This window comes from Nonomuraea sp. NPDC050643, assembly GCF_040654715.1.
Lineage (GTDB): Bacteria > Actinomycetota > Actinomycetes > Streptosporangiales > Streptosporangiaceae > Nonomuraea.
In genome coordinates, this window is sequence record NZ_JBFAIM010000022.1 from 32,483 (window position 1) to 47,964 (window position 15,482).

At 72.6% G+C, this 15,482-nt stretch carries 15 protein-coding genes; 7 read left to right on the forward strand and 8 right to left on the reverse strand.

Features of this window, described 5'->3' with window-relative positions:
• Nucleotides 1–17: 17 nt before the first annotated feature.
• From AB0I15_RS28655 to AB0I15_RS28665, 3 genes are read left to right on the forward strand one after another with little or no spacing between them, the layout of a single operon-like run.
• On the forward strand, nt 18–257 hold the full coding sequence (locus AB0I15_RS28655) for an acyl carrier protein (RefSeq protein WP_103955538.1): 240 nt from the start codon (nt 18–20) through the stop codon (nt 255–257).
• Nucleotides 258–292: 35 nt separating this feature from the next.
• Nucleotides 293–1,525, forward strand: coding sequence for a beta-ketoacyl-ACP synthase II (gene fabF, locus AB0I15_RS28660; RefSeq protein ID WP_358101885.1), 1,233 nt, complete (start codon nt 293–295; stop codon nt 1,523–1,525).
• The gene (locus AB0I15_RS28665; protein ID WP_358101886.1) at nt 1,526–2,950 is read left to right on the forward strand and encodes a carboxyl transferase domain-containing protein; all 1,425 of its coding nucleotides are present in this window, start codon (nt 1,526–1,528) and stop codon (nt 2,948–2,950) included.
• An 88-nt stretch (nt 2,951–3,038) separates the two neighbouring features.
• Here AB0I15_RS28665 and AB0I15_RS28670 read toward each other — a convergent pair whose 3' ends face one another.
• Entirely contained in the window at nt 3,039–3,533 is a 495-nt protein-coding gene (locus tag AB0I15_RS28670) for a DUF3145 domain-containing protein (RefSeq protein ID WP_358101887.1), read from the reverse strand.
• Between the two features lie 175 nt (nt 3,534–3,708).
• Here AB0I15_RS28670 and AB0I15_RS28675 point away from each other — a divergent pair, with 175 nt between their 5' ends.
• The 4 genes from AB0I15_RS28675 (at nt 3,709) to AB0I15_RS28690 (ending at nt 8,371) form a co-directional block, all read left to right on the forward strand.
• A complete protein-coding gene (locus AB0I15_RS28675) occupies nt 3,709–4,722 on the forward strand; it encodes a S8/S53 family peptidase (protein WP_358101888.1) in 1,014 nt (337 codons plus the stop codon).
• Between the two features lie 73 nt (nt 4,723–4,795).
• Nucleotides 4,796–5,332 carry a sigma-70 family RNA polymerase sigma factor gene (locus tag AB0I15_RS28680; protein WP_358101889.1) on the forward strand — a complete coding sequence of 179 codons (537 nt, stop codon included), beginning with the start codon at nt 4,796–4,798 and terminating at the stop codon, nt 5,330–5,332.
• Entirely contained in the window at nt 5,329–5,775 is a 447-nt protein-coding gene (locus tag AB0I15_RS28685) for a hypothetical protein (protein ID WP_358101891.1), read from the forward strand. Before AB0I15_RS28680 ends, AB0I15_RS28685 begins: the two co-directional genes overlap by 4 nt.
• A 73-nt stretch (nt 5,776–5,848) precedes the next feature.
• The gene (locus AB0I15_RS28690) at nt 5,849–8,371 is read left to right on the forward strand and encodes a CHAT domain-containing tetratricopeptide repeat protein (RefSeq protein WP_358101893.1); all 2,523 of its coding nucleotides are present in this window, start codon (nt 5,849–5,851) and stop codon (nt 8,369–8,371) included.
• A 44-nt stretch (nt 8,372–8,415) separates the two neighbouring features.
• Here AB0I15_RS28690 and AB0I15_RS28695 read toward each other — a convergent pair whose 3' ends face one another.
• The 7 genes from AB0I15_RS28695 to AB0I15_RS28725 all read right to left on the reverse strand — a co-directional run bounded on the left by AB0I15_RS28695 (nt 8,416) and on the right by AB0I15_RS28725 (nt 15,438).
• The gene (locus AB0I15_RS28695) at nt 8,416–9,231 is read right to left on the reverse strand and encodes a sulfurtransferase (RefSeq protein ID WP_358101895.1); all 816 of its coding nucleotides are present in this window, start codon (nt 9,229–9,231) and stop codon (nt 8,416–8,418) included.
• Entirely contained in the window at nt 9,228–10,337 is a 1,110-nt protein-coding gene (locus tag AB0I15_RS28700) for a nucleotide pyrophosphatase/phosphodiesterase family protein (RefSeq protein ID WP_358101897.1), read from the reverse strand. The genes AB0I15_RS28695 and AB0I15_RS28700 overlap by 4 nt, the downstream gene beginning before the upstream one ends.
• Nucleotides 10,338–10,507: 170 nt before the next feature.
• A complete protein-coding gene (locus AB0I15_RS28705) occupies nt 10,508–11,146 on the reverse strand; it encodes a DUF6084 family protein (RefSeq protein WP_358101898.1) in 639 nt (212 codons plus the stop codon).
• 1 nt (nt 11,147) lies between these two features.
• Nucleotides 11,148–11,816, reverse strand: coding sequence for a DUF5947 family protein (locus tag AB0I15_RS28710; protein ID WP_358101900.1), 669 nt, complete (start codon nt 11,814–11,816; stop codon nt 11,148–11,150).
• Nucleotides 11,813–12,637 carry a NifU family protein gene (locus AB0I15_RS28715; RefSeq protein ID WP_358101902.1) on the reverse strand — a complete coding sequence of 275 codons (825 nt, stop codon included), beginning with the start codon at nt 12,635–12,637 and terminating at the stop codon, nt 11,813–11,815. The genes AB0I15_RS28710 and AB0I15_RS28715 overlap by 4 nt, the downstream gene beginning before the upstream one ends.
• The gene (locus AB0I15_RS28720; protein ID WP_358101904.1) at nt 12,637–14,391 is read right to left on the reverse strand and encodes a nickel-dependent hydrogenase large subunit; all 1,755 of its coding nucleotides are present in this window, start codon (nt 14,389–14,391) and stop codon (nt 12,637–12,639) included. Before AB0I15_RS28720 ends, AB0I15_RS28715 begins: the two co-directional genes overlap by 1 nt.
• A 3-nt stretch (nt 14,392–14,394) precedes the next feature.
• Nucleotides 14,395–15,438, reverse strand: a complete 1,044-nt coding sequence (locus tag AB0I15_RS28725) for a hydrogenase expression protein HypE (RefSeq protein ID WP_358101906.1) — start codon at nt 15,436–15,438, stop codon at nt 14,395–14,397.
• Nucleotides 15,439–15,482 lie beyond the last annotated feature (44 nt).

The window sequence follows — 15,482 nt, forward strand, 5'->3', positions numbered from 1 at the left end:
CAAGGAGAACTAGCGACATGGCTGCCACCGAGCAGGAAATCCTCGAAGGTCTCGGCAAGATCATCAACGAGATCACCGGCATCCCGGCCTCCGACGTGACCCCCGAGAAGAACTTCGTGGACGACCTCGACATCGACTCCCTGTCCATGGTCGAGATCGCCGTGGCCGCCCAGGACGAGTTCGGCGTCGAGATCCCCGACGACCAGCTCAAGAACCTGAAGACGGTCAAGGACGTCCTCACCTTCATCCAGCACTGAGCACACCCCGACTGAACAGTAAGGAGCGCGAAAACGTGAGTGCGAACCGGGTACGTGTCGTCGTCACCGGGCTTGGCGCGACGACGCCCGTCGGTGGAGACGTCACCTCGACCTGGACGGCGCTCCTCGCCGGTCAGTCGGGTGTCAAGACCCTCACCACGGACTGGATCGACGCCGTCCCCGTGAAGTTCGCGGGGACGGCCGCGGTCGATCCGGCCGGGGTGCTGCCGCGGCCCGAGGCCCGCCGCCTCGACCGCAGCGAGCAGTTCGCGCTGGTCGCCGCCAGAGAGGCCTGGCAGGACGCCGGCGCCCCCGAGGTGGCGCCAGAGCGGCTCGGCGTCGTGGTCTCCAGCGGCATCGGCGGCATCTCGACGACGCTCAGCGCGTACGACACCTGGAAGGAGCGCGGCTGGAACCGGCTGTCGCCCTTCACGGTGCCGATGCTCATGCCCAACGGCCCGGCCGCCTGGATCGGGCTCGACCTGGGCGCCCAGGCCGGCGTGCACGCCACCGTGTCGGCCTGCGCCTCCGGGGCCGAGGCCATCGGCTACGCGATGGACATGATCAGGGTCGGCCGCGCCGACATGGTCGTCGCCGGTGGCACCGAGGCCGCCATCCACGGCCTCAACATGGCCGCCTTCGCCGCCGCGCGGGCCATGTCCCAGCGCAACGACGACCCCGAGGGCGCGTCCCGGCCGTGGGACCGCGACCGTGACGGGTTCGTGCTCGGCGAGGGCGCGGGCATCGTGGTGCTCGAGTCCGAGGAGCACGCCAAGGCGCGCGGCGCGCGGATCTACGCCTACTGCGCCGGGGTCGGCTACTCCGCCGACGCCCACCACATCACCCAGCCCGAGCCCGAGGGCCGGGGCATCATCATGGCGATGACGCAGGCGCTCACCGACGCCGGCATCAGCGGGCTCGACGTCAAGCACGTCAACGCGCACGCCACCTCGACGCCCGCGGGCGACGTCGGCGAGGTGCAGGCGGTGGCCAAGGCCATCGGCACCCACCCGCTGGTGACCTCGACCAAGTCCATGACCGGGCACCTGCTCGGCGGCGCGGGCGGCATCGAGTCGGTCTTCACGATCAAGGCCCTGCAGGAGCGGATCGTCCCCGCCACCATCAACCTCGACAACATCGACGACGGCATCGAAGTGGACATTGTCCACGGCGAGAACCGCTCGCTACCGGAAGGCGACGTCGCCGCGGTCAACAACTCGTTCGGATTCGGCGGCCACAACGTGACCGTCGTGTTCAAGGGGGCCTGAATGACGGTGCTCGACAACCGGGTGGTGAGCGACGGCTCCGACCAGGAGCCCGCCGATCCCCGCGATCCCATCGTCCGCCTGACCGCGCTGCTCGACGAGGGCTCGCCGCGGTTCATCACTCCTGTGGACAAGAGCGGCGTCCTGGTCGCCATGGGCCGCGTGGAGGGCGTGCCCGTCGTCGCCTTCTGCAGTGACGCCCGCTTCCAGGGCGGCGCGATGGGCAGCGACGGTTGCGAGCACATCGTGCACGCCTACGACGTGGCCGTCCGTGAACGGGTGCCGATCATCGGGATCTGGCACTCCGGCGGTGCGCGACTCGCCGAAGGCGTCGAGTCGCTGCACGCCGTCGGCCGGGTCTTCGCCGCCATGACCAAGGCGTCCGGCGTGGTGCCGCAGATCTCCGTGGTCGTCGGCCCCGCCGCCGGCGGCGCCGCGTACGGTCCCGCGCTCACCGACCTGGTCATCCTGGCCGACTCCGGCCGCATCTTCGTCACGGGCCCCGACGTGGTCCGCAGCGTGACCGGCGAGAACGTCGACAGCGCCGCCCTGGGCGGCCCCGAGCCGCACAGCAAGCGCAGCGGCGTCGTGCACGTCGTCACCAAGTCCGAGACCGACGCCTACGTCAAGGCCCGCCAGCTCGCCACGCTCCTCGGCCACCAGGGCCGCGTCCGCAGCGGCGAGATCGGCGAGGTCGACTTCTCCACCCTGCTCCCCGAATCCGCGCGCCGCGCCTACGACGTCAAGCCGCTGGTCAACGGCCTGCTCGACGAGCCGGGCATCGAGTTGCACCCCAAGTGGGCCCCCAACATCGTCACGACGCTCGGCCGTCTCGGGGGCCGGACGGTCGGCGTGATCGCCAACAACCCGATGCGGCTCGGCGGCTGCCTCGACTCCACCTCGGCGGAGAAGGCCGCCCGCTTCGTGCGCATGTGCGATGCCTTCGGCGTGCCCCTGGTCGTCCTCGTGGACGTGCCGGGCTACCTGCCGGGCGTCGGCCAGGAGCACGACGGCGTGGTGCGGCGTGGCGCCAAGCTGCTGCACGCCTTCGCCGAGGCGTCGGTGCCGCGGGTCACGCTCGTCACGCGCAAGGCGTACGGCGGGGCGTACATCGCGATGAACTCCCGCGCGCTCGGCGCCACCAAGGTCTTCGCCTGGCCGACGACCGAGGTCGCGGTCATGGGCGCGGTGGCCGCGGTGCGCATCCTCAAGCGGCGCGAGCTGGCGGCCGTGCCCGACGAGGAGCGGGCCGAGCTGGAGCAGCGGCTGGCCGAGGAGCACGAGAAGCTCGCCGGCGGGCTGAGCAGGGCTCAGGAGCTGGGGGTCATCGACGAGGTGATCAAGCCGGAGGAGACACGCGGCGCCATCGCCAGGGTCCTCGCCCGGGCCACCCCCGCCAGGGGCGCCCACGGCAACATCCCGCTCTAAGCAGCACCTCTCCACCAGCAGGCAAGGCCCCGCACCGGCTTCGGTGCGGGGCCTTGCGCTGTTCCGGGTCCGGAGTGCGGGGCCGGGGTCAGACGGCCGCGTGCAGCCAGCGGACGGGGGCGCCGTCGCCCGCGTACCTGAACGGCTCGAGCTCCTCGTCCCACGGCCGGCCGAGCATCTTGTCCAGCTCGTCCTCCAGCACGCACCGCCCCTGGCCGGCCATCATCATGGCGGCGCGGAGGCGGTCTTCGGGGATCATGATGTCGCCCGCGGCGCCGATGACCGCGGTGTACGCGCCCAGGGTCGGGGTGTAGGCATGCCGGGAGCCGTCCACGCCCGGTGAGGCGTCTTCGGTGATCTCGAACCTGAGGCGCTGCCAGCCCATGAGCGAGGAGGCGATGGCCGCCGCGATGCCCGCGCGGCCTTCCCATTCCGCCTGCGCGCGCACGACGTTGGGCGCGGCGGGCTGCGGAGTCCACGTCAGGTCTACGGGCACGCCAAGGACACCCGCGACTGCCCATTCGATGTGTGGGCACAGCGCGGGCTGAGCCGAGTGGACGTAAAGGACGCCACGAGCAGACACCGGACCTCCCGTTTCGGTACGAGGTGCGCCTTCCCCAACGGCCTCGTATCGGGATGATCACAAGTGACTAGGGAGAGACTACCGTCGGTCGCTACCCGGCACCAGAGGGGGGCCATACCAAGTTGGTGCGGGAGTGGCGTGTGACAGCTACCCGAGCGCGGAAACATACCCGCTCATGGACATGCAATCTGTCGGCGAGTCGTTCATCCGCCCAGGTCAGGTGCTGACCGACCGGGCGGCTCTGTCCGCCGCGTCGCGCTGGACCCAGGCGGTCTCGGAAGCGGACGGCGTCTGCGTCATCCACCTGTCCTCCGGCGCCGATCCCTGCGAGGTGACCGCCGAGCTCCGCGATCAGGGCCTGCGGGCGTCGCCCAACCACGTGCTCCGCGGCCAGCCCCTGTTCTTCGGCGGTCCCGCGTCCCGGCCGTTCCCCGCCCCGCCCATCGGCTTCAAGCCGGGCCGGTCCCGCTCCGGCGTCGTCGTGGGCCTGCTCGACACCGGCGTGGCCGAGCACCCGTGGTGGTCGGGCGCCGACTGGTACGGCCGCCTCGGGCCCGGCGACGCCGACGCGACCGAGGGCTCGCAGGCCGGGCACGGCACGTTCATCGCCGGTCTGCTGGCGCGGCGCGCCCCGGGCGTGTCGCTGCGGGTCCACCGCGTGCTCGACGGCGACGGCCTCACCGACGAGGCGACCGTCGTACGCGTGCTCCACCGCATGCGCGAGGCTCCCCCGCAGGTGCTCAACCTGTCCTTCGGCGGCCACACGTTCGACGACCGGCCGCCTCCGCTGCTCGGCGACGCCATCGGCGCGCTCGGCGAGACGGTGGCGGTCTCCTGCGCCGGCAACACCTCCTCAGACCGGCCGTTCTGGCCGGCCGCGCTGCCCTTCGTGGTGGGCGTGGCCGCCGTGGACGTCTCGTCGCAGGCGAGGGCGCCCTACTCCGGCTACGGCACCTGGGTCGACGCCTGCGCCCGTGGCGACTGGCTGACCAGCAGTTATCTCGACTCGGGCGAGTTCGGCGGCTACGCCGCGTGGAGCGGGACGTCGTTCGCGGCCGCGCTGGTGGCCGGGGCGATCGCCGACGCGGCCGGGGACACGACCGCCAAGGAGGCGGCCGAGCGGCTCCTTGACTCTGAGGAGACCCGGCAAATTCCCGATCTGGGGGTTCTCGTCCCGGCGAATCTGTAGAGTTTACGCTCAGTCCCCGGACAATCACGAGGAGGCATGATCGCCTCTCCGTGGCCGGTCGAAAGGAGGCCGCATGCGAGATCCACGCGATCCGGCGGAGTTGCTCGACGCCGCGGCCGACGGCGATAGAGCGGCCTGGGACGAGCTCGAATCGCGGTTCGGGCCACGCATGTGGGCCGTCGCCCGCGCGTGTGGTCTCGGCCCCGCCGACGCAGCGGACGCCGTCCAGGGCTCCTGGCTGCGTCTGCTCCAGCACCTCCAGAGCATCAGGGATCCAGCGGGAGTGGGGGGCTGGCTCACGACGACCGTGCGCCGCGAGGCCCTCCTGATCCTGCGGAAGGAGCGTCCGGGCGTGTCCTTTCCCGAGATGACCGAGGCTCCCGACCCGGCGTCCGCCGTCCTGGAGGCCGACGGCCGGCGGCTGCTCTGGAAGACGGTCTCGACCCTCCACGAACCCTGCCGCACGCTTCTCCAGCTGGTCGCGATCGATCTTGGGAACCAGCAGGTGGCATCACGGCTCGGCCTGCCCGTGGGCAGCATCGGCCCGACCAAGGCCCGCTGCCTGGAAAAACTGCGCACTCTGATCTCAACACAGGAGACGGCGCAATGATCAACGACGACTATTTCCTCGCGGCTCTCCGGCTGGCCGCCGGCAACGACCCGATCCCGAGTCAGGTGTCCGCCGCCACCCGCGACCTCTACGGGCTCCGCGTGCCCCGCGCGGTGACCGCCACGCCCGCCGAGTGCGCCGCGATCCGCGGCGTGCGTGACGACGACGGCTCCCACCTGGTGCGCTTCGTCGCGGCCGGGCTCACCTTCGAGCTCGAGGTGACGGAGGGCGATGGGCTCATCGACGTCGCGGGGCAGATCTTCCCCCACCCGGGAGAGGACGCCCTCGTCGATGTGCGCACCCCTCATCTGACGCTGACCCGCCGCGTCGCCCACAGCGGCCAGTTCGCCGCCACGGGCCTGCCTCCGGGCTGGCTCAGCGTGGTGTGCCACCGGCCCGGGCACCCGCCCGTGCAGACCGCGTGGGTACGCATCCGCCCCTGACCGCTCCACCAGCCAGCAGGCCGGGAGGACGGCGCACTCTCCCGGCCGTTTCCCGAGCTCGACCGAGGCCAGCATGAGCGCACCACCGGACGATCAGGATCCCTCCTGCGACCTCGGCCCGCTCGCCACGGCGGCCGAGGCCGCCATGATGCGCTCCCTGATCGACCCCGGCCACGCGATGCACGCGGGCCGGACCATCCTGGAGGCCGCCAGGCGCGCCGGCGACCCGGGGGTCCAGGTCATGGCGCTCAGGGCGATGGCGCTGGCCGCCCGCGAGCTGGGCGACCTGGAGGGCGCCGAATCGTACCTGCGCGCGGCCATCGGCACCCCGGGCGCGCCTCCTGAGCGGCTCGCCCAGGCGCGGCTCTCCCTCGTCACCGTACGCACCGAGCGGGGCCACCCCCTGCAGGCCCTGCGCGTGGCGGCCCTGGCCTGGGCCTATCTCTCCCCGCTCGACCGCGCCAAGCTCGACACCCAACGCGCGGTCGCCCTGGCCCACCTCGGCCGCCACCAGGAGGCCATCGCCTCGTGCGACCGGGCGCTGCGGGCGCTCGTGACCGCGCCGGGCACCGTCGACGACCGCAAGTTCCTGGCCGGGGGGCTGCTCAACCGCGGCCTCATCCACTCCTACCGGGGCGACTGGGACGCCGCCATGCGCGACCTCACCGCCTGCCTGCAGATCGCCCGCCACTCCGGGCTGTCCCACCTGGCCCGGCTGTCGGCCGCCAACCTGCCCTTCCTCGCGGTGCGGCGGGGCGACATCGCCGGGGCGTTCAAGCACTACCGCGAGGCCGAGGACACCCTGTTCGGCTTTCCCGAGCGGCTGGCCACGATGCGGGCCGACTTCGCCGGGGCGCTGCTGGCCGCGCATCTGCCGGGTGAGGCCAGGGCGATGCTGAGCCTGGCCGTGCCCGATCTGGAGGCGTCGGGCGCGCACGTGGCGCTGGCCGAGGCACGGCTGAAGCTGGCGCAGGTGGAGCTGCTGACCGGAGATCCGTGCCGGGCCAAGCAGGTGGCCGAGCAGGCGGCGTCCGAGCTGGCCGCGCAGGAGCGCGTGTCGTGGCTGCCGCTGGCCCAGGAGGTCGTCCTGCGCTCGCGGCTGGCGCTCGAACCGATCACGGCCGAGCTGATCGCCGAGCTGATCGCGTGCGCCGACGAGATGGAGGACGGGTTCGCCCACCGGGCCGGGTCGGCGGCGCTGCGGCTGGCGGCGGCCGAGGCGGCGCTCGCCATCGACGACCATCCGACGGCCTCGGCGCAGCTCGTCCGGCTCACCCGGCACGTCGAGCGGCGTGAGCGGTGGATGCCGGCCGGCACCCGGCTGACCTCGCTGGCCTCCGAGCCGCAGGCCAGGCAGCTCGCGCAGGCGTCGCAGATCCCGGTGCCGGTGCGCCAGCACGCGCTCGCGCTGCAGGCGTCCCTGCAGGAGGACGTCACCGGGGCCTTCCGCGCGGTGGAGCGCGGGCTGGCGGAGGTCAGCGAACGGGTGGAGCGGTTCGAGGATCCGTCGCTGCGCGCCCACGCGGCCAGGGCCGGGGAGCGGCTGGCGGCCTTCGGGCTGGGGCTGGCGGTGCGTGACGGGTGCGCGGAGGAGGTGCTCGAGTGGGCCGAGCGGTGGCGGGCGGTGACGGCTCCCGCGCACGCGTGCTCGCTGGTCGACCCGGGCCGGATCCGCGCGGAGCTGGGAGCGGCGGCCCTGGTGGAGTTCGTGGCGGACCAGGACGCGCTGCTGGCCGTGCTGGTGACCGACGAGCGGATGGTGCTGCGGCGGCTGGGCGGCGTGCGGCAGGTCGGGGAGGCGATCGTCCGGCTGCGTTACGCGCTGCGCCGGGGGTTCGACGCCCAGGACGTCGAGACGGCGGCGGCGGAGCTCGAACGGCTGGTGCTGCGGCCGCTCGCCCCCGAGCTGGGCGACCGGCCGCTGGTGGTGGTGCCGGTGGGCGCGCTGCACACGCTGCCGTGGGGTGCGCTGCCGTCCCTGCGTGAGCGCCCGGTGAGCGTGGCGGCCGGCGCGTCGGCCTGGGTACGCGCCCGGCAGCAGCGCGGCGCGCGCTCCGGCGGGCCCGCCTCGGTGGTGGCGGCGGCCGGGCCCGACCTGGTGCACGCGCAGGCCGAGGTGGCGCATGTGCTGGCCTGCCATCGGGGCGGGCGGGAGGTGCCCGGGCGCATCGCGGCCGTGCTGGAGGCGCTGGGGACGGCGGACGTGGTGCACCTGGCGGCGCACGGGGTGTTCCACGCGCGCAGCCCGCTGGTGTCGGGGATCACGCTGGAGGACGGGTCGCTGATGGCGTACGACCTGCTGGACGTCTCCCGGTGCGCGGGGCTGGTGGTGTTGTCGGCGTGCAATTCCGGGATGTCGCGGACGCCGATGGAGGGGGCGCCGCTGGGGCTGCCGGGGACGTTCCTGGCCAAGGGGTCGTCGTGCGTGGTGGCGGGGCTGGTGCCGGTGCGGGACGAGTCGGCTCGGGCGCTGATGAGCACGTTCCACGAGCTCGTGGCGGCGGGGCAGGCCCCGGACGCGGCGCTCGCCTGCGCGGCGGCCAAGACGGGCGAGGTCGGGTTCTGCTGTTTCGGCGCGGGCGACCGGCCGCTGTGACCTGGGCGGCGGCACGGCCCGGACGGGCTGACCTTGGAAGTCGGTCAGCCCGTGGCGACGGGCCTTGAGGGGTCGGCGACCCAGTTCGACCAGGAGCCGACGTAGAGCGCGGCCGGGATGCCCGCCACCGCGAGCGCCAGCACCTCGTGCGCCGCCGTCACGCCCGAGCCGCAGTAGGCCCCGGCCGGCACGTCCTCGCGCACCCCGAGGTCCGCGAACCGGGTGCGGAGGGCCGCGGGGTCGTGGAACCTCCCGTCGGGGCCGATGTTGTCCGTGGTGGGGGCGCTGACCGCGCCGGGGACGTGGCCCGCCACCGGGTCCACCGGCTCCACCTCGCCCCGGTAGCGTTCGGCGGCCCTGGCGTCGAGGAGCACGCCCTGGCCGGCCAGGGACGCCGCCTCGCCGGCCGTCAGGGTCGGCATGCCGCCCGGACGCGCGGTGAAGTCGCCCTCGACGACCTCGGGGGTCTCCTTCGTGGCCGGGAGGCCCGCCGCGATCCAGGCGGGCAGGCCGCCGTCGAGCACGCGTACGTCCTGGTGGCCGAAGTAGCGCAGCACCCACCAGGCCCTGGCCGCGACCGTCGAGCCCGCGTCGTCGTAGACCACCACCGGACGGGCGTCCGACACGCCGAGGCGGCGCATCGCGCTCTGGAACGCCTGCGTGCCCGGCAGCGGATGGCGCCCGGCCGCGCCGGGCGGAGCCGCGAGGTCGTGGTCGAGGTCGCAGTAGACGGCGCCCTCGATGTGGCCCTCGCGGTAGGACTCGGCCCCGGGCGGGCCGCCCAGCCGCCAGCGCACGTCGAGCACCGTCGCGCCGTCGAGCGCGGCGAGGCCGGCAGGGGTGATCAGCGGGCTCGTCACGTGTGGACCTCCAGGAGCGGGACGTTCTGCTCGGCCGGCGTCATCGAACCGTGGTATCCGGTGAAGAGCGCCTCGATCGGGTGGTGGGTCGGGGCGGTGATGGCCAGGTCGGCGTGGGGCACGGCCACGACGTCGCCGATGCGTTCGAGCCACTCGTCACGCACCCGGGGGCCGAACCAGCCCGACTCGACCGCCTCCTCCCTGGAGACGACCCATGCCTTGCCGCGCAGCGTCTCGCGCCACGACTCGAGCACCTGCCCGGCGGCTCCCCGGCGGGCGTAGACGTGCCGGGCCCTGGCCTCGCCACCGAGCAGCGCCACCCCTTCGGTCAGCTCGGGGACGCTCTCCGCGTCGATCTTCTCGGTGGCGTTGACCATGCCGTGGTCGGCGGTGACGTAGAGGGCGGACCCGGGTGGGAGCCCTTCGGCCAGGCGCTGGGCCATGTCGTCGACGAGGGTGAGCTGGCGCAGCCACTCTTCGCCGCCCCAGCCCACCATGTGGCCGGTGGCGTCGAGGTCGCCGTAGTAGACGGTGACGTGGGCGGGCCGCTCGCGCATCGCCTCGTGTGTACGGGCGACGCGGTCGTCGACGGAGTCGGCGGGCACGTAGCGGACGCCACGGTAGACCGCCCTGGTCAGCCCGGTGCCCTCGAACTCGCCGGGGGCGACGTAGACGGGCTCGACGCCGGCCTGGGCGGCGCGCTGGTAGACGGTCGAGGCGGGCTGCCACTCGTCGGGATCGAGGGTCCGGCCGCCCGCCAGGGTCCAGCGCAGGCAGTTGAACAGCTCGCCGGCGCCCGGGACGGCGAGCATGAGGCCCAGCATGCCGTGCTCGCCCGGGGTCAGGCCGGTGCCCAGGGAGCAGAGGCTGGTGACGGTGGTGGCGGGGAAGCCGGCGGTGAGGGTCCGGCCCGCCAGGCCGGACAGGAACGGGGCGCGCTCGGGGTGGGCGCGCAGCAGATCGGCGCCCAGGCCGTCGACCAGGAACAGGCAGACGCGGTCCGCGGGCTCGAGGCCGAGCGGGTTGGGGGTGTGCAGGCCCAAGGCGGCCAGCAGCGAATCAGGCAGGTCCGTGAGCGACCCGCCGCCGTATCCCGGCACCAGCATGCCGATCAGTCTAGCCTTCCGCGATCTCCGCCTCGCTTACCACGGTCGGAACGACACCGCCGTCCGGCATGATCACATGGCGCGGATCTTCAGGTAGCGTTCGATGTCCGGCAGTGAGTCGATGATCACGATCACCACCGCGACCGCCAGCAGGGTCGTCGCCAGGCGCATCAGCATGGCCCCTTCTCCTCTCGTTCGAGCAGGGCGGCGATGGCGCCGTCCCAGGTGGGCTCCGCGTTGCGGGACTTGAAGCGCTGCAGGGCGTCGAGGGTCTCGCGGCTCACGCGGACCCAGGCGCTGCCGGGGAAGTGCAGGTCCACCGTCTCCCGCCAGACTCGTACGGGCAGGGGGTAGGCGGCCTCCTCGCTCCAGGGCACCGGCCGCACCTGTACGCGGCCGTCGTGGGTGCCGAACACCGTGCCGCTGAACAGCAGCAGAAGCGGGATCACGCCGTCGTCCAGGCCGCTGAAGTAGCGGGCGGAGGCGACCTCCAGGTCGTAGGTGACGGGCAGCGGCAGCTCGACGCTCGTGCCGCCGGTGAACCCGGGCACCATCGTGGAGAGCATGGCGAGCTGCAGCGGCTTGAGGGTGTCGGCCCAGCGGCCGGGGTCGCCGAACAGGTCGTGCAGGCGTTCGGCCTCGGCCGCCGAGTAGCGCCGCCGGTGCGGCTCGATGCGGATCTGGCAGCGCAGGGCGATCGCCTCGATCCGCTCGCCGGAGCCCTCGGTGACGCGCAGCTCCAGCGTCATGGCGGGGGTGACGGCGTAGCGGTCGGGGCGGGCGCCGGCGCATTCGAAGTGCAGGTCCACGTCACACCGCCCGGGCGCGGAGGTCGGCGAAGAACGCGTCCACGCGCTCCCGGGCCTCCTGCCCGCCGTCGAAGCCCTTCCAGTACGCCCGGATCGTGCCCACGAGCCGGTAACAGGCGTCGATGGGGACGAGGAAGCACTCCAGGTCGCGTACGAGGATCGCCTCGACATCCGGTGCCACGTCCGCCAGCAGCGGGTGGGCCGTGGCCAGCTCGGCCCAGGCGTCCAGGTCGAGCAGGCACTGCGTGGCTCCCCCCGGGCTGGGGTAGAAGGCGGCCACCCCGGACGCGCCGCGCAGGAAGAAGGCCGAGCCGACCGGGATCCCGAGCCGCCGCCACTCACCGGCCGTCAGGGCCTGGCCCCGCAGGTAGCGGTCGGGGACGGCGCGGAACCGGCCGCCGTCGCGGTCGAACAGCAGGAAGCAGGGGCGGCAGGCGCACATCAGCGAGCGGTTCTCCAGGTCGACGATGTGGCCGTGCGGTTCGGGCGCCGGGCTCGCGCACAGGTCGCACGTCTCGCCGCCGGGCCGACCCGAAGGGGCCGCCTGGGGTGACGGCGAGCCGGCGGGCCGCGGTGACCGGTCGGCCTGGGGTGACGGCGAGCCGGTGTGCTGCGGCGGTCGGGCGGTTCGGGGGCCGACGAACCGCCGCAGCCCCCCTCCCGCGGTCATGACACCGCCTCTCGCGGCACGGCCACGCGCACGCCGGCGCCGTCCGACAGCAGCGGCACCGGGTCGAGGTGGCGGGCCGGATCCTCCAGGGCGCGGCCGGCGTGCTGGACGTCGTAGCGGGCCCCGCAGGCGGGACAGCTCAGCACGGTCCCGTCGAGCCCGCCGCCGGCCAGCGGGCGTGCGCAGGCCGTGCAGGCGTCCCGGTAGGCGTAGAGCGTGCCGCGCACCGAGCAGACCAGGATGGGGGTGCCGCCGACCGTGACCCGCACGGGCCGGCCGGCCGGCGGTCCCGGATCGGGCAGCGCGATCCAGTCCGCGGGCGGGCGCGGGCCGATCTGCAGCAGCGGCGCCTCGGTGACGCCGTCGACCTCGATCCCGTTGACCTCCGGCGCGGCGTCCATGACGGCCCCCTCGATGGCCGCCTGGACGGTGAGCGCGGAGGAGGGGCAGCCGTCGCAACTGCCCCGCAGCCGCAGCCGTACGACGCCGCGCTCGTCCACGCCGAGATACTCGACTCCGCCCGCGTGCGAGCCCAGGTAGGGCCGCACGCGGTCCAGCGCCCGCTGGATCCGTGCGCCGGTGTCCAGCGGGTGCAGGTCGTGCAGCAGGAGCAGGCTCTCCAGCAGGTCGTCCTCGGTGAGCCCGCCGATCAGCGCGGGAGCCCGCTCGCGCAGCAGGGTCACGACGCGGGCCAGGGCCTCGCCGTACATGCCGACGAGCAGGCCGACCAGCTCTTCCGCGGCCTCCCTGTCGCGGCCCGCGCGCAGGCCGGTCAGGAGGCGTTCGATGCGGTCGCCGACGTCGCGGGGGTTGGCGGTCATCAGGTTTCGGCGTTGAAGGCGTGGGGGGTGTGCACCTTGCGGAGCACCTTGCCGGCGCCCAGTGACATGTGCACGCCGCACGGCAGGCAGGGGTCGAAGCTGCGGACCGCGCGCATGATGTCGATGCCCTTGAAGCGGTCGGGCGGGTTCTCCTCGTAGATCGGGGTGTTCTGGACGGCGTCCTCGTAGGGGCCGGGGGTGCCGTAGTGGTCGCGTACGCTGCCGTTCCACGGGGTCGGCGGGTACGGGTGGTAGTTGGCGATCTTCCCGCCCTTGATGACCATGTGGTGCGACAGCACGCCGCGCACCGCCTCGGTGAAGCCGCAGCTCGCCGCCTCCTCGGGCACCGTGAACGGCTCCCAGGTCCTGGTGTGGCCGCCGCGGATCTCGGTCAGGGCCTTCTGGCAGAAGGTCAGGGCGAGCGCGGCCGCGTACGCCTGGAAGTACGTGCGGGCCCGGTTGCGCTCGATCGCGTTGCTCCACCGCGGGATCCGCCACTCGAACGTCCTCTCCGGCTTGGTCGCCGAGCGCGGCAGCGTGATCCGCACGCTGTGGCCGGTCGCCTTGATGTAGTCCGTCTCGACCAGGCCCGCCAGCGCGGTCGTCCAGAGGCGGGCGATGGGGCCGCCGCCCGTGTCGAGCGGCAGGTGGTCCTGGCCGTCGAACCAGCGGGGCGACATGGTCCAGGAGTATTTGCCGTCGAAGTCGCGCTTGGCCGGTCTCGGGATGGTGTGCTGGTTCCACGGGTGCCTGCGGTCGACCGGGTTGCCCAGCGGGTCGCGGGTGACGAACATCGGCTGGTCCTCCCAGTCCTCGTAGAAGGAGCTGCCGAGGAGGATCCGGATGCCGAGGTTGATGTCGACCAGGCTGGTGGTGACCAGTTCGCCGTCGACGACGATGCCCGGGGTGACGTACATCTTGCGGCCCCAGTCCGCCATGTGCTCGTAGGTGAAGTCGCAGAACTCGGGGTCGTTGAGGCTGCCCCAGCAGCCCAGCAGGACGCGTCTCTGGCCGACCCGCTCGTAGCCGGGCAGCGCCTCGTAGAAGAAGTCGAACAGGTCGTCGTGCATGGGGACGACCTTCTTCATGAACTCCACGTACCGCATGAGGCGGGTCAGGTAGTCGGTGAAGAGCTGCACCGTGGCCACGGTGCCGACGCCGCCGGGGTAGAGCGTGGAGGGGTGCACGTGCCTGCCCTCCATCAGGCAGAACATCTCGCGCGTGTAGCGGCTGACCTGGAGCGCTTCGCGGTAGAACTCGCCCTCCAGGGGGTTGAGCGAGCGCATGATGTCGCCGATGGTGCGGTAGCCGTGCAGGCCCGCGTGCGGGGCCTCGGTCCTGTTGGCCTGTTCGAGCACGCCGGGGTTGGTCTCGGCGACCATGCGCTCGCAGTAGTCCACCCCGACCAGGTTCTCCTGGAAGATGTTGTGGTCGAACATGTACTCGGCGGCCTCGCCCAGGTTGATGATCCACTCACCGAGGTGCGGCGGGCGCACGCCGTAGGCCATGTTCTGGGCGTACACCGAGCAGGTGGCGTGGTTGTCGCCGCAGATGCCGCAGATGCGGCTGGTGATGAAGTGGGCGTCGCGCGGGTCCTTGCCCTTCATGAAGATGCTGTAGCCGCGGAAGATCGAGGAGGTGCTGTGGCACTCGACGACCCGCTTGGCGGCAAAGTCGATCTTGGTGTAGATGCCGAGGCTGCCGACGATCCTGGTGATCGGGTCCCAGGCCATCTCGACGAGGTCGGTGGTCATGGCTCACCACGTCTTGTCGTAACCGGACAGGAGCTCATCGCCCTTCCGGCGCCACTTGGGCTCGGTGTCCACGGTCTTCATGGTGACGCCGCGCAGGGCGCGGATGACCGTGCCGTACATGGTGCTCGCCGCCCTCGACACCCGGGCGCCCGGTGGCTCGTCCATGAAGGGCATGAACTTGTCCGGGAAGCCGGGCATGGTGCAGGCGATGCAGATGCCGCCCACGTTCGGGCAGCCGCCGACGCCGTTGATCCAGCCGCGCTTGGGCACGTTGCACTTGACCACCGGCCCCCAGCAGCCCAGCTTGACCAGGCACTTGGGCGAGCCGTACTCGTTGGCGAACTCGCCCTGCTCGTAGTAGCCGGCGCGGTCGCAGCCCTCGTGGACGGTGGCGCCGAACAGCCAGCGCGGGCGCAGCGCCTCGTCCAGCGGGATCATCGGCGCCTGGCCGGCGGCCTGGTAGAGCAGGTACAGGATCGTCTCCGACAGGTTGTCGGGGTGGATCGGGCAGCCGGGCACGCACACGATCGGGATGCCGGCCTTGGAGCGCCAGTCCCAGCCGAGGTAGTCGGGCACGCCCATGGCGCCCGTCGGGTTCCCGGCCATGGCGTGGATGCCGCCGTACGTGGCGCAGGTGCCCACCGCCAGGATCGCCAGGGCCTTGGGCGCCAGCCGGTCCAGCCATTCGCTGGTGGTCATCGGCTGCCCGGTCTCCGGGTTGTTGCCGAACCCGCACCAGTAGCCCTCCGGCTTGATCGCCTCGTTGGGGATCGAGCCCTCCACCACGAGCACGAACGGCTCCAGCTCACCCCTGTCGGCCTTGTGCCACCAGTCGATGAACGTGTCCGCGCCCTGCTCGGGCCCGCATTCGAAATCGATCAGCGGCCAGTGGACCGCCACCTGGGGCAGGCCGGGAAGGGCGCCGAGGACGATTTCCTCGATACTCGGCTGAGTGGCCGCGGTGAGCGCCACGGAATCTCCGTCACAGCCGAGCCCGCCGTTCATCCAGAGAATATGGATCACCGGATCGGTATCGGTTTCCGTCATCGGTGACCTCCTCGCCGAATTCGAGTGGTGAATGCACGGTAAAT

Excerpts from the sequence above, each read along its gene's own strand:
- AB0I15_RS28725 (WP_358101906.1), bottom strand. The coding sequence starts at position 15,438 with ATGACGGAAACCGATACCGATCCGGTGATCCATATTCTCTGGATGAAC.
- AB0I15_RS28700 (WP_358101897.1), bottom strand. The coding sequence starts at position 10,337 with ATGCTGGTGCCGGGATACGGCGGCGGGTCGCTCACGGACCTGCCTGAT.
- AB0I15_RS28690 (WP_358101893.1), top strand. The coding sequence starts at position 5,849 with ATGAGCGCACCACCGGACGATCAGGATCCCTCCTGCGACCTCGGCCCG.
- AB0I15_RS28720 (WP_358101904.1), bottom strand. The coding sequence starts at position 14,391 with ATGACCACCGACCTCGTCGAGATGGCCTGGGACCCGATCACCAGGATC.
- AB0I15_RS28655 (WP_103955538.1), top strand. The coding sequence starts at position 18 with ATGGCTGCCACCGAGCAGGAAATCCTCGAAGGTCTCGGCAAGATCATC.
- AB0I15_RS28715 (WP_358101902.1), bottom strand. The coding sequence starts at position 12,637 with ATGACCGCCAACCCCCGCGACGTCGGCGACCGCATCGAACGCCTCCTG.
- AB0I15_RS28675 (WP_358101888.1), top strand. The coding sequence starts at position 3,709 with ATGGACATGCAATCTGTCGGCGAGTCGTTCATCCGCCCAGGTCAGGTG.
- AB0I15_RS28665 (WP_358101886.1), top strand. The coding sequence starts at position 1,526 with ATGACGGTGCTCGACAACCGGGTGGTGAGCGACGGCTCCGACCAGGAG.
- AB0I15_RS28710 (WP_358101900.1), bottom strand. The coding sequence starts at position 11,816 with ATGACCGCGGGAGGGGGGCTGCGGCGGTTCGTCGGCCCCCGAACCGCC.
- AB0I15_RS28685 (WP_358101891.1), top strand. The coding sequence starts at position 5,329 with ATGATCAACGACGACTATTTCCTCGCGGCTCTCCGGCTGGCCGCCGGC.
- AB0I15_RS28680 (WP_358101889.1), top strand. The coding sequence starts at position 4,796 with ATGCGAGATCCACGCGATCCGGCGGAGTTGCTCGACGCCGCGGCCGAC.